Here is a 12,766-nt window from a genome sequence, read left to right as displayed (position 1 = left end):
TTTACACAAGGAAACATCATTTAGTTATTTTTTCCTCACCAAATGTTCGTTAAATTAATCAAGCGCTTATTGACTGTTGAATCTCCGACCTGGGATTTACGAGTATTCTGATGTTACAATGGGAATCTTACAGCCAGTCACTCTAGGATAGGATTCGTTCACCAAATAACGATCCAATTAAGTCGACTGCTAATGTCCCCGTTTTATTTCGCTCATCAAGAATTGGATTGACCTCTACAAATTCAGCTGATGTAATTTTACCAGTTTCCGCAAGCATCTCCATTGCAAGATGTGCCTCACGGAACGTTACCCCGCCTGGAACTGGAGTGCCGACACCCGGTGCGTCCAAGGGATCTATTGCATCGAGGTCAAAGGAAAGATGCACCCCGTCTACCCCCTGCTCTTCGAAGTATTGATTCGTATCTTCAATAATCTGAGGCATGCCGATTCGATCAATTTCATGCATCGTGTACACGTTGATTCCTTTTTCTTTAATAAAATCTTTTTCACCAGGATCTAGGTCACGCGCACCGATGATAATAACATTTTCTGGTTTTACTTTTGGAGAATATCCACCAATTTCAGTGAGCCTTTCTTCGCCATAGCCTAACGATGCCGCAAGCGGCATACCATGGATATTTCCGGATGGAGACGTCTCAGGAGTATTCAGATCCCCGTGGGCGTCATACCATATAAGGCCAAGATTTTTATAAGATTTAGCTACCCCTGCTAATGTACCAATAGCCATACTATGGTCACCGCCTAAAATAAGCGGAAAAGAATCTTTTTGAATTACTTCTTCAATCTGGATCATTAACTGTTCACTTGCTTTATAAACCGCTTCCAAGTTTCTGATTCCAGTTTTCGGATCTGTCTTTAGTTTATCTCTACCAATCTGGATATCTCCTAAATCTTTAACGGTGTATCCCCTATTCTCAAGCCTTTCTATGATACCGGCATAGCGAATTGCACTGGGGCCCATATCGACTCCACGCCGTAATTGTCCAAGATCGATCGGCATTCCGATAATTGATATATTTCTCATGTGAAAAACCTCCAGTTGCCTTTTAAATATGTAATAACGAATCTCGTGTACCTATATATATATATTTTTATATATATTTTCAAAATATAAGAAACTATAAATAAAAATGCTGCGATAACTTAGGTATCCGGGGCTAGCCACGTCCGGCTCCAGCGTCCAGCAACTATCAAACTTCACACTCCTCCAATCGATAAGTCAACATCAACTCACTATCGTTCGTTGTGTTTCCTTTATCTCATTCCGGAGTGCTCCAGTTTGTACGTTGCTAAACGGGCGCTTCCGCCTTTGTTCAAATATAACTGGAACATAACCAGTCACACATTCGTTATGTTCCAGCCTAGTGAAAATTTCTCTATTTACTTAATACGTTATGAATGCGTTCTAGTGCCCAGTCTAGGTTTTCTTTGGTGATTATTAATGGCGGTGCGAAACGAATTGTATTCTCGTGGGTCTCTTTACAGAGAATTCCCTCTTCTTTCAGTGTCTCACAGAATCCCCGGACAGGGTGGTTAAACTCGACACCGATAAAGAGTCCTCGCGCCCGCACTTCCACTAAATCTGGATTATCGATTTTTCGTAATTCTTCAGCGAAATATTTACCAAGCTGAAGAGATTTCGTTACAAGATCCTCTTCCTCGATGACATCAATCGAAGCGATAGAAACCGCACAAGCAAGTGGATTACCACCAAATGTGGAACCGTGGGAACCAGGCGTAAATACATCCATGATTTCTTTGTTCGCAGCAATCGCAGAGACCGGCATAACACCACCGCCAAGCGCTTTACCCATGACATAAATATCCGGTTCTACACCTTCCCATTCACAGGCAAACATCTTCCCTGTCCGGGCTAAACCAGTTTGTACTTCATCAGCTATAAACAATACATTATTCTCATCACAGATCTTACGGATTTCATGTAAATAACCTTCTGGTGGTATAATAATCCCTGCTTCCCCTTGGATAGGTTCAACGATAATCGCTGCTGTGTTTGGGGTAATTGCTTTGCGAATAGCTTCCACTTCACCAAAAGCAACCTTTATAATCCCTGGTACAAATGGTCCAAAGTTTTTTGTTGCTGTTTCATCATTAGACAAAGAAATGGAATTGATCGAACGGCCATGGAAGTTACCCCTTGCAGCAATAATTTCTGCCTGATTATCCTGCACACCTTTTACTTCATAGGCCCAGCGCCGTGCAGCTTTGATTGCTGTCTCAACGGCTTCCACCCCAGTATTCATCGGTAAAACTTTATCTTTGCCGGTTAATTTCGCAATTCGTTCCGTCAACCTACCAAGAATATCATTATGAAATGCTCTAGAAGTCAGTGTTACTCGATCTGCCTGATCTTTTAATGCTTGAATAATTTTTGGGTGGCGGTGCCCTTGGTTCAGAGCGGAATATGCACTCAACATATCCAAATACTCATTACCTTCCGGGTCTTTCACCCATACCCCTTCCGCTTCAGAAATCACAATTGGGAGTGGATGGTAGTTATTTGCACCATACTGCTCCGTTTGTGAAATAATATCATCCGTTGTTTTTATCGTCATAACCCTTTTCCCCCTTATGTACTTTCATACTTCATTTAAAATATTGATTTGTTTGATTATAACATAAAACGAAACTTCAGTGGAATTTTTCGACTAAAATCTACTTTTACTGACATTGCGACAAGCACCGCGTTTTCAGTCGTGCTCTATTCCATAACTCTACGGACGATTCATCTTGATAGATCGTCTAGCTTCAGCTTTTGATATAGAAAAAGAAGTCAGAACATAATAATTCTGACTTCCTAAAGCGAAACTTCATTCAGTGGGGGGATTACAGACCGTTAATCCATAAACCTTATTCATTAGATAATTTTAATACATCGAGCAGTCTGAAAAAGATGCTTATGATAATCGCGACGATTGTTGCAAGGCCCATGCCTGTCAATGCAACCGAACCAATATTGATACTTGCACCACTGATCCCAATTCCAAGCACGATACACGTTAAAATGACATTTTGAGAATTATTATAATCAATCTGTGCTTCAACGAGCATTCTTAACCCGCTAACCGCGATGATTCCAAAGAGCAGTAAGGAAATACCGCCCATTACCGGTGTCGGGATGGATGATATTAATGCTGCAAGTTTTCCACAGAATGATAGAATAATTGCAGTAATTGCCGCTCCACCAATTATCCAAGTGGAGTATACTCTTGTTATTGCGAGTACTCCAATATTCTCACCGTACGTTGTGTTTGGGGTGGAACCGAATAAACTCGATATCATTGTTGAAATACCGTTACCTAATAGGGATCGGTCTAAGCCCGGGTCTTTCACTAGGTCTCTCTTCACGATATTCCCTGTCACAACTAAGTGACCAATATGTTCCGGGATTAAAACGAGTGCTGCTGGTAAAATAATTAAAATATCTGCCCAGTTAAACTCGATTTTGTAATATGTCGGCATTTGAATCCAAGCTGCTTCTTTCACCGCTGTATAATCAACAATACCGTATATAGTCGCAATGATATATCCAGTTACGATTCCCAGTAAAATCGGAATGATTTTTAAAAAGCCGCGCATTGTTACCCAGTAGATGATTGTCGCACCAAGTGTAAGTAAAGCAACCGTAATCGCTGTCGTGTCTCTCGATTCGTCTTGAGCAGCGATCAGTCCTGCCATATCCGCAGCTGTTGGCACAAGCTCCAGGCCAATTACTGCAACAATCGCTCCCATTGCAGCCGGTGGAAATATAAAGTCAATCCAAGACGTTCCGGCAAACTTAACGATTAAACCGATAAGGACAAGCACTGCACCTACAACGAAGAATCCACCAAGGGCCGCCCCGTATCCGCCACCTTGTGTCAAGACGACTGTAACCGGCGAGATAAATGCAAAACTTGAACCTAAATAAGCAGGAATCTTTCCTTTTGTAATAAAGATATATAATAACGTTCCAAATCCATTCATTAATAGAATCGTTGCTGGGTCAACTCCGAACAAAATTGGTACAAGCACGGTTGAACCAAACATGGCAAACAAATGCTGTAGGCTTAATGGCAGACTCTGCATAAAGGGTAATCGTTCATCGACGCCAATTTCTTGTTGTTTCATTTTCCTTCTCCTCGTATTTTATTTTTCTAGCGAAAGGTGTTTTTTTAAATTGTTGCATAAAAAAACACCTTGCCTTTATCAGCAAGGTGCAGATTTTTAGCGCATGGATATTTCCACGCCACTATAGTCGCTCTCTTCGAACAACTAAATTCCGCATCACCTTGCCAACCTCACAGGGTTGACTTAAAGGCAACTAATTATTTTCACTACTAATAATTATGACAAATAATGACCTATAAAGTCAAGTACTTTTTTAAAACTCGATTATTCGTGTATAAAAAGCTATAACCAGCTAAATACTAACTTTATATAATCAAGAAGCGAGGGGTTATTAAATTGGTACATATGAAAGCATTGGGCATTAAATGGGTTTACACAGCGATTATCCTGTCATCACTTCTCTCCGTGTTTGGATCAGTTACACTTGGTCATTTAATTATCCTTTCACTCTTGTTGACAGGAGTTGCTTATCTAGCGGACATTCTTATCCTTCCAGCAATTGGCATGCTCGCATCAGCTATCGTTGACTTCGGCATTTCATTTCTCGTCGTTTGGCTATTTTCTGGAATGTATGTTGGCCAAACAACAGCTTTAGTAGCCATTTCGTTGGCGATTGCTTATTTCTTTACATTTTGCGAAGCACTCTTTCATATATATATGAAAGAGCGAATACTACCGAGAAGGGAAGCGACTATTATCCCGTTTCCTGCAATGCGATATCAAACGGAGGCAAGTGAGGAAATTTATCCTGAGAAAGATAAAAAAGATTAATGATATTTATCACAAAATCATTTCATATAAACCGCACATCCCGCTATATACAATAAGAAAGGGGATATGCGGTTTTTACTTATCTTTGAAAAACAGCTTTACAGCGATAAATCGGATGTCCTTTGGCAGAAAACTTTTCTTCATACTCTGTCATGACATTCAATGGATCTTCTTCTGCATGCAAATCAAGATTTACTTCTCCCAGCAACATACCGAATGCGGAGAAGCTGCAGAGGGAATACTCGAATAGTCCACGATTATCGGTTTTAAATAGGAGTTCCCCTTCTTGCTGTAAAATATGTTCATACTGTTTTAAAAATGCCGTATATGTTAATCGACGTTTCTCATGGCGATTTTTCGGCCATGGATCAGAGAAATTCAAATAAATAGTTGAAATTTCATCCTGCGCAAAGTAATCAAGCAAATGATTAGCATCTGCGTGGACGAGCAGTAAGTTGTCCAGTTCTGCCTCCAATGCTTTCTCACCCGCTGTCACGACGACACTCTTTGCAACTTCCATTCCAATAAAATTAATATCGGGATACTGCTTTGCCATCCCGACAAGAAATTGACCTTTTCCTGTTCCTACTTCCAAATGCAAGGGCTGTTTGCTCGCAAATAAGTCCTGCCACCTGCCCTTTTGTTCAGTAGGGTTTTGTATTATTAAATCCTGATGCTCTAATAAAAAATCATCAGCCCATGGTTTATAACGTTGACGCATTTCCTATCCATCCTTACCTATCATGTCTTCTCTATTTATAAATAAAGTGAAACTCATTCAGTGGGGTATTACAGACCGTTAATACGTGATAAAGCAAATGATGTCAGTTCATCATGCTTTCCATAAATTGATTCAGTTCACTTAACGACTCCAACCGTTCCTTTACCTTATCTGCTTCATGTCTTTCACTATGCCAGCTAAGATAATCAAGGGCATTCAACAATAGATACCAGTGCATTCTTTCATACAAATATTCATGCTCGGTGACTCCGTATTTCTCCAGCCATTCGTCCCATTCTTCTTTAGGGATATACCATTTCAAAAGGAAACCGAAATCGATCACCGGGTCGGCAATCATAGCATTATCCCAATCCACTAGAAATATCTCCCCTGACTCAGACATTAATAAATTATTATGATTAAGATCACAATGACAGACGACAAGCTTTTGATTTCGGGTAATCGGTAAAAGCTTCACCAAATAATTTAAAGCAACAGCAACTTCTTCATATTGCTCGAGTAAACCGAGGTGCACTAAACGGCCCTCGATCTCTAGGAGTGATTGATCAGATGTAACTGGTTTCTTTCCTAGGCGCATGAGCATATGCAATAGTTCAGGCGAATGATGAATTTTCTTTAATAATTCCATAATTTGCCCGCTCTTCATATCTTCCTTGGTTAAATCTCTACCTTCGAGCCACTCTTGGGCGGTTATCACATCACCATTTTCCATCCGTTTTGTCCAAATCAACTTAGGAACAATACCGACAGCCGATAACACCGCGAGAAATGGCGAGCTATTCCGTTTAACAAATAATTTGTGATTGTCTTTTGTAGCAATATAGGCGTCCCCTGTTAGGCCGCCAGCTGGAGTGAGAGTCCAGCCTTTTCCTACCGCTTTTTCAAGCCATTCCTTCATGAAGTTTTCCCATCTTTCACTTGTAACATTTGAAATACCATTTTAAAATTAATTGTATCAAATTACAACTATATGTATTATTTCGGAACAATTAACCGGATTCCGTTCTGTCGCTTTTTGATTTCCCGCCTTATAAACTTGTGTCTTGCCGTCCACTTGCGAATAGATTTTTCCGACTCGATTGTTAAGCTTCAAGGAGTTCGATTCCTTTTATCTCTTCTCATAAATCCCAATAAAAACAGTAAAATGTGTTTTTTTGCAATCTGCCGTTCCGAAACTTTGCGGATTTACAATAAGTGTCCATATTATATGTCTTCCGCCTCTTCTATTGCAGCATTTCCACTCCCGTCCTTTTCCCATTCCGGTCGCTTCAATGAGGTGGATTGGCAATATCTTAATAAAGTTTGCGCGGCTTTGATTTGAATATTTTTTAACGGCGATTGAAAGGATCTTTTTTCATTAAACCAATCGATATAATTTGTACTGCCAATAATTTGCGTCTGGTAAGGTTCACTTGCAAAATAAATTGGATTAGTACGTGACAATACGCTCCTTTTAACAGGTAGTGAAATGTCTTTTGTAGCCAATATGCTATTCACTAATTTTTCCGTCCGTTTTAATGAAATGAGCGGATTTAATATCTTTCTGTTTCCCTCTGGGCTCTCTACATGCCATGTCCGCTCTTCGCCTGCCATAAGAACCGCATCTTCTTCCAACTCGACATATTGGATCACTTCTATTTCCACAGGTGTAATTAAAATAATATCACCTTCCACAGGCACTTGCCTAACTGAAAATATTGGATGATACATGACGAGATACGTATCTGGAAGCCGCTGGAGCAAATATTTCAACAAGGGGTCTGAATAATATTTTTTGGCAACGATTGATTGATGAGTCACGGTCGATGTTGCCCATTTCATCTGAAAGTTTAATAGATTATCTAGAAAATCCTGCTTTAATTCCTGCTCGGTTTCAGGAAGAGCTTCCGTTTCACTTGATTGCTCTTCTTGAACCGTTTCTGAGTAAACTGGTTTTCTTAATAATTTATCCTTTAACTTGGTTAAGATAGAATCCGCCGTTTCCTCCGAATATAGTTCTTCTTGTGGGGGCATGTCCCGGTTAGGGCTGTACCAGCGTTCATATAACCGGTCCCAGCTTTCCCGTTTTAGACGGATGTACTGCGTCGGGTACCGAAATGTATCCCATTCATATCTTGTAATGTAGTCTTGAATTTTGATTAACTGTGCCATTAAAAACCACCCTTCCTATCCATTCAAAGTGGAAAAACAGCAGCTTTTTCATAGCTTGGTACGTGTCCTGGATGAATCTTATATAAAGTAAAGGCAGTGACCTCAAATTGATTAATCTGCTGATAACGTAATTTTATCTCGTTTAGCTTACCTTCTGGCAAATCAAATGCTTTTCCCCACTTTTTCCCAAGGGTAAGATGGGGACGATATGCACGTTTCTCTTGCTCAAAGCCTAACGCTTCTGTCGCTTTTACAATCTGCTGTTGTAATTGCCGGAGTTCCTCATTAAGACGGACATCGACAAACAGGACACGCGGACGGTTACTCTTCCCGAATGTACCTAATCCTTCCAATGAAAGCGTAAAGCTACCGGAAAACTGTAACATTTCCAGTTGCTTCACAAGCTTTTCGAGATGGTCTCGATGCACCTCTCCTAAAAAGGAAAGTGTAATATGCAAATCGCGCGTATCTGTCCAGCTTTTATACGGGAAAATCGGCTTTAACTCCTGTTGCCAATCATTATAAAAATTCTTTAAATCATCCGGGATCTCAATTCCAAGAAAATAATGGCTCACTATCTCACCTCATGTTATGCATCCTTCACTTGCTCACAATAAGCCAGTTCCTCTTCATTCAAGCGGCGGTACTCACCCTTTGGAAGGGAGGGGTCAAGAGTTAGTTTGCCCATCCGCAGCCGTTTCAGATACGTGACCTTTTTACCAACAGCCTCAAACATCCGCTTTACTTGATGGAATTTCCCTTCCATAATGGTCAGTTCAATTTCGGAGATGGAACCACTTCGTAAAATCACAAGCTCGGCAGGTTTAGTGAGTTCCGTTTCCCCAATATCTACTCCATCCTTAAACTTACGAATATCTTCATCTGTTACTCTTCCCTCAATGGTTGCGAAATATGTTTTTTCCACGTTTTTCTTTGGTGAAAGAAGACGATGTGCAAGATCACCATCGTTTGTAAGAAGTAATAACCCTTCTGTATCCTTATCGAGCCTCCCTACTGGAAATGGCTGAAAGTGTTGGAAATAAGGATCAATTAAATCAACGACGGTTCTTGAATGATAATCTCTAGTGGCTGATAAAATACCATCCGGTTTATGGAGCATCAAATAGATATATTTCTCATAAACGATTTTCTGGCCGTCCACTTTTACAACATCTATTTCAGGATCAATATGCTTGCTCCCATTTTTTATAAACGCATCATTAACAGTAACAAGGTTTTTCTTCAACATGGCTTTTACTTCTTTTCTTGTGCCAACTCCCATATTGGAAAGCATTTTATCTAACCGCATTCTATCCCTCCATTATTTACGGAGCTTACGTAATAACTTATCGACAAACGGTATTTCATCACCGAATACGTGATGAAGTAATGTTGATGTATAGGCGAGCCATAAATAAACTCCCCCGCCAACAGATACTCCTGCAAGCAATACGATAATGGATCCGGTACGTGATGTTTCATACGAAATGAACATACCAAGAATTGCTTTTACAACAAAGATAGCGAGCGCCATAATCGCCCCAAAAATTAAAATAAGTATCGTCCGTTTCGTGACTTGACGGAACGGAAAATCAACCGACCGCTTAATCCGGAATAAATTAATACATACGGCAATAATAACAGCAAGACCAGTACCGAATATAATCCCTTTTGCACCGAACCACTGGATCAGCTGAATATTTAGTAATACCTTAACGAGTAATCCTGCCATTAAGCTCAACACAGTAAAGTTTTGCTGATTGATTCCTTGCAAGATCGACGCTGTTACGGTAAACAACGCAAAGAAAAGACCAACCGGTGCATACCATGCAAGCAGCATTCCTGTCGTTGCAATCTCATCCAACCCATACAAGGACGCATAAAACACATCAGCGAGACAAGCAATTCCAATTACAGCAGGGATAACCAATACAAGGACGATTTGTAAAGATTGGTTAATTTGTTTATGCAATTCTTTCATATTTCTCTGTGCAAATGTCCGGGTTAATGCCGGAAGAATCGCTAAAGAAAGTCCCGTTGCTATTGTACCTGGGATAATGACGATTTTGTGGGCTAATGTATTGATTGCCCCTAGCGTCCATAACATTTCCTCATTCCCAGCTGCTACAAGTGCTCGTTCAAAGGTAAATAAATCAACGAGTTGATAAAGTGAAGTAGCAAGTCCAACAATAATAAAAGGCCCTGCATAACTGAGCATTTCCTTAAATATATCTTTTGTAGTTAACTCACTATTCACAGCCTGTTCTTCAAGGAGCCGGTCAAGATGTGGTTTTCTTTTTTTCCAATACCATAACAGAACAACCCAAGACCCAACCGCTCCCACGAATGCTCCAAATGTCGCAAAGCCGACAGCAGTTGCAATCGTGCCTTTTAAAATAACTATAACAATAAATACAGACACAAGAACAAACGCAATCCTCACAATTTGCTCGGTTACGGTTGAAATTGCTGACGGTCCCATGGATTCATGTCCCTGGAAAAAACCGCGCATAATACTCATAGCAGGAATAATGATTAAGGCAAAGCTTACTGCACGGATGACGAGTACGACATCCTCGACTGTTGCCCCTTGTGAACCATCACCCGTAATAATCCAATGAGCAAGGATATCAGCCCCAAAATAAAGAATAAGAAAGGCTATAAATCCTGTAATAAACATAAGAACGGTGCCATGTTTAAAGGTACGCCTACCTGTCGCATAGTCACCCAGGGCGTTGTATTTTGATATAGTTTTCGACATTGCCAGTGGAATACCAATAGTCGAGATACTCAACATAATATTATATGGAACATAAGCGATATTATATAGTGTTGCCCCTTCTGCTCCAACTAACATGTTAAATGGTATTAAATAAATCAATCCTAAAAATTTAGAAAGAAAGGTTGCTACTGTAAGTAGCAATGATCCTCTAACAAGATTCGACATGTTTTCACCTGTATTTCTCTTAAATAGATACCTATGTTATTTTACCACAAAGTTGCCTCAACTGATATTGAAACTGTTTTATTATCATGTATTTACCTAGAAAGTTGCTCAGATTCACCTGGAAAGGGTAAGATATCTAACGAGAGGAGTGAATAAAATGACTTATGACGTTATTGTCATTGGTGGTGGACCGTCGGGATTAATGGCCGCAATCTCTGCAGCCGAGCACGGTGCACACACCCTTTTACTTGAAAAAGGTAAAAAACTCGGTAAAAAGCTTGCCATTTCTGGTGGCGGTCGTTGTAATGTAACAAATCGGCTACCCGAAGATGAAGTAATTAAACATATTCCAGGGAACGGTAAATTTCTTTACAGTGCGTTCTCTGTTTTTAATAATTACGATATTATTGAATTCTTTGAGAACCTTGGAGTTGCCTTAAAAGAAGAAGACCATGGGCGTATGTTTCCCGCCTCGAATTCAGCAGCTTCGGTTGTTAATACCCTCATTGACCAACTGAACAAGCTTCAAGTGGAAGTCAAATTAAATTCTCCGGTTAAAGCGGTCGACTATGGAGAAACAGTTCATAAAGTATATGGCGAAAATGGAGATGGATATGAAACGAAAGCTATTGTCATTGCTGTCGGAGGGAAAGCAGTGCCTCATACAGGAAGCAATGGTGAAGGATACCCTTGGGCAAAGAAAGCTGGCCATACGATTACAACACTTTTTCCTACAGAAGTTCCTTTGACATCTAAGGAATCTTTTATAAAAGAACGAATCCTGCAAGGACTTGCGCTAAGGGATGTAGCCGTTTCTGTATTAAACAAAAAAGGAAAATCAATTATAACCCATCGCATGGACATGCTCTTCACCCATTTCGGGGTCTCGGGACCTGCCATTTTACGCTGCTCCCAATTTGTCGTGAAGGAATTGATGAGAGAACAAGCTGTAACTTTACAAATCGATGCTCTCCCCGACAAAAACCAAGAAAAGATCAGACAGGAGATAAACGAACTCATCCATAATAATCCAAAACGTGCCATTAAGAACAGCTTAAAAGGTCTTATTCCTGAGCGATACCTCCAATTCTTGCTTGATACCTTAAGCCTTGATGAGAACTTACAAGGTAACCATCTTTCTAAAGAGAATGTCCGTGCACTTGCTCAAGTGATTAAACAATTTTCCTTTAAAGTCGATGGATCTCTTCCGATGGAAAAAGCTTTCGTTACAGGTGGTGGGGTTTCCATTAAAGAGATTGTGCCAAACACAATGCAATCAAAATTGATGGACAGATTATTCTTCTGCGGAGAAATACTCGACATCCACGGCTACACCGGAGGCTATAACATCACCTCTGCCCTTGTCACCGGGCGCCTTGCCGGTATGAATGCCGCATGGAGCTAACCTGGTCCTTCGGGAGACCTTAGATGTTGTTGACTGCTAATTTCCAATAGCTGCCTCGTATGATTGCAACCAAGTAGCTAACACTATAACTGTCTAATAGCTTAGACAGAAAGGGATGGATAAAAAATGAAAAATGGAATCTGGCTACCGCTAATCGCGTCAATCGGTGTTGGTGCTGCTACGTTCTATTCGATGAGCCGCGGGAATAATCAGGGCATCGGGCAAATGATGCAACAAATTATGCCGGGTAAATCGTCTTCCTCATGAACGAAATAGTTCCCATTTGAATCGTCCCATTTGGAAAGCTTATTGGGCAACAAAAAAACGTGGTTCTTATAAGAGCCACGTTTTTCATTTGCACTATATAAGTTAATGTTGACTTTCACCAAGGGTATAAGGACGACTAAGCTTCACAAAGACCGCTCGGCGATAATAAAAAAATGGATTACAAAAGTAATCCATTTTTTATCGCCTGGCAACGTCCTACTCTCGCAGAGACAAAGTCTCAACTACCATCGGCGCTGGAAAGCTTAACTACTGTGTTCGGTATGGGAACAGGTGTGACCTCTCCGCTATCGCTACCAGACATGAAATATAT

At 40.4% G+C, this 12,766-nt stretch carries 12 protein-coding genes and 1 rRNA gene; 3 read left to right on the top strand and 10 right to left on the bottom strand.

What is annotated here, in order from left to right:
* Positions 1 to 142: 142 nt before the first annotated feature.
* From rocF to uraA, 3 genes are all read right to left on the bottom strand, one after another.
* A complete protein-coding gene (gene rocF / locus SPD53_RS14720) occupies positions 143 to 1,045 on the bottom strand; it encodes an arginase (protein ID WP_336253021.1) in 903 nt (300 codons plus the stop codon).
* A gap of 352 nt (positions 1,046 to 1,397) precedes the next feature.
* A complete protein-coding gene (locus SPD53_RS14715) occupies positions 1,398 to 2,597 on the bottom strand; it encodes an ornithine--oxo-acid transaminase (RefSeq protein ID WP_336253020.1) in 1,200 nt (399 codons plus the stop codon).
* 295 nt (positions 2,598 to 2,892) lie between these two features.
* Positions 2,893 to 4,152: a uracil permease gene (gene uraA, locus SPD53_RS14710; RefSeq protein WP_336253019.1), complete on the bottom strand. Its 1,260-nt coding sequence runs from the start codon at positions 4,150 to 4,152 to the stop codon at positions 2,893 to 2,895.
* A gap of 345 nt (positions 4,153 to 4,497) precedes the next feature.
* Here uraA and SPD53_RS14705 point away from each other — a divergent pair, with 345 nt between their 5' ends.
* The gene (locus SPD53_RS14705; RefSeq protein WP_229782803.1) at positions 4,498 to 4,923 is read left to right on the top strand and encodes a DUF2512 family protein; all 426 of its coding nucleotides are present in this window, start codon (positions 4,498 to 4,500) and stop codon (positions 4,921 to 4,923) included.
* 79 nt (positions 4,924 to 5,002) lie between these two features.
* On the opposite strand, the gene trmB is transcribed toward SPD53_RS14705, so the two are convergent.
* The 6 genes from trmB to SPD53_RS14675 all read right to left on the bottom strand — a co-directional run bounded on the left by trmB (position 5,003) and on the right by SPD53_RS14675 (position 10,763).
* On the bottom strand, positions 5,003 to 5,644 hold the full coding sequence (gene trmB / locus SPD53_RS14700; protein ID WP_336253018.1) for a tRNA (guanosine(46)-N7)-methyltransferase TrmB: 642 nt from the start codon (positions 5,642 to 5,644) through the stop codon (positions 5,003 to 5,005).
* A gap of 103 nt (positions 5,645 to 5,747) precedes the next feature.
* On the bottom strand, positions 5,748 to 6,563 hold the full coding sequence (locus SPD53_RS14695; RefSeq protein ID WP_336253017.1) for a phosphotransferase family protein: 816 nt from the start codon (positions 6,561 to 6,563) through the stop codon (positions 5,748 to 5,750).
* Between the two features lie 305 nt (positions 6,564 to 6,868).
* Positions 6,869 to 7,816 carry an NERD domain-containing protein gene (locus SPD53_RS14690; protein WP_336253016.1) on the bottom strand — a complete coding sequence of 316 codons (948 nt, stop codon included), beginning with the start codon at positions 7,814 to 7,816 and terminating at the stop codon, positions 6,869 to 6,871.
* A 23-nt stretch (positions 7,817 to 7,839) separates the two neighbouring features.
* Positions 7,840 to 8,391: an RNA 2',3'-cyclic phosphodiesterase gene (gene thpR / locus SPD53_RS14685; protein ID WP_336253015.1), complete on the bottom strand. Its 552-nt coding sequence runs from the start codon at positions 8,389 to 8,391 to the stop codon at positions 7,840 to 7,842.
* Positions 8,392 to 8,405: 14 nt separating this feature from the next.
* Positions 8,406 to 9,125 carry a pseudouridine synthase gene (locus tag SPD53_RS14680; RefSeq protein WP_336253014.1) on the bottom strand — a complete coding sequence of 240 codons (720 nt, stop codon included), beginning with the start codon at positions 9,123 to 9,125 and terminating at the stop codon, positions 8,406 to 8,408.
* Positions 9,126 to 9,137: 12 nt separating this feature from the next.
* Positions 9,138 to 10,763 (bottom strand): putative polysaccharide biosynthesis protein, encoded by a 1,626-nt coding sequence (locus tag SPD53_RS14675; protein WP_336253013.1) that lies wholly within the window; start codon positions 10,761 to 10,763, stop codon positions 9,138 to 9,140.
* A gap of 157 nt (positions 10,764 to 10,920) precedes the next feature.
* On the opposite strand from SPD53_RS14675, the gene SPD53_RS14670 reads away from it, so the two are divergent.
* Positions 10,921 to 12,168 carry an NAD(P)/FAD-dependent oxidoreductase gene (locus tag SPD53_RS14670; RefSeq protein ID WP_336253012.1) on the top strand — a complete coding sequence of 416 codons (1,248 nt, stop codon included), beginning with the start codon at positions 10,921 to 10,923 and terminating at the stop codon, positions 12,166 to 12,168.
* 126 nt (positions 12,169 to 12,294) lie between these two features.
* Complete coding sequence (locus SPD53_RS14665) at positions 12,295 to 12,435, top strand: hypothetical protein (protein WP_235764061.1); 141 nt, start codon at positions 12,295 to 12,297, stop codon at positions 12,433 to 12,435.
* Between the two features lie 203 nt (positions 12,436 to 12,638).
* Here the strand turns inward: SPD53_RS14665 and rrf are convergent.
* Positions 12,639 to 12,754: ribosomal RNA gene (gene rrf, locus SPD53_RS14660) — 5S ribosomal RNA — on the bottom strand.
* Positions 12,755 to 12,766: the final 12 nt, after the last annotated feature.

This window comes from Oceanobacillus sp. MO10714A, assembly GCF_037072045.1.
Lineage (GTDB): Bacteria > Bacillota > Bacilli > Bacillales > Amphibacillaceae > Oceanobacillus > Oceanobacillus indicireducens.
Note: the sequence above shows the minus strand (reverse complement) of the source record. Positions and strands in the feature narration are given on the sequence as shown.

Coding starts and splice junctions, on each gene's coding strand:
- rocF (WP_336253021.1), bottom strand. CDS start 1,045: ATGAGAAATATATCAATTATCGGAATGCCGATCGATCTTGGACAATTA.
- SPD53_RS14715 (WP_336253020.1), bottom strand. CDS start 2,597: ATGACGATAAAAACAACGGATGATATTATTTCACAAACGGAGCAGTAT.
- uraA (WP_336253019.1), bottom strand. CDS start 4,152: ATGAAACAACAAGAAATTGGCGTCGATGAACGATTACCCTTTATGCAG.
- SPD53_RS14705 (WP_229782803.1), top strand. CDS start 4,498: ATGAAAGCATTGGGCATTAAATGGGTTTACACAGCGATTATCCTGTCA.
- trmB (WP_336253018.1), bottom strand. CDS start 5,644: ATGCGTCAACGTTATAAACCATGGGCTGATGATTTTTTATTAGAGCAT.
- SPD53_RS14695 (WP_336253017.1), bottom strand. CDS start 6,563: ATGAAGGAATGGCTTGAAAAAGCGGTAGGAAAAGGCTGGACTCTCACT.
- SPD53_RS14690 (WP_336253016.1), bottom strand. CDS start 7,816: ATGGCACAGTTAATCAAAATTCAAGACTACATTACAAGATATGAATGG.
- SPD53_RS14680 (WP_336253014.1), bottom strand. CDS start 9,125: ATGCGGTTAGATAAAATGCTTTCCAATATGGGAGTTGGCACAAGAAAA.
- SPD53_RS14675 (WP_336253013.1), bottom strand. CDS start 10,763: ATGTCGAATCTTGTTAGAGGATCATTGCTACTTACAGTAGCAACCTTT.
- SPD53_RS14670 (WP_336253012.1), top strand. CDS start 10,921: ATGACTTATGACGTTATTGTCATTGGTGGTGGACCGTCGGGATTAATG.
- SPD53_RS14665 (WP_235764061.1), top strand. CDS start 12,295: ATGAAAAATGGAATCTGGCTACCGCTAATCGCGTCAATCGGTGTTGGT.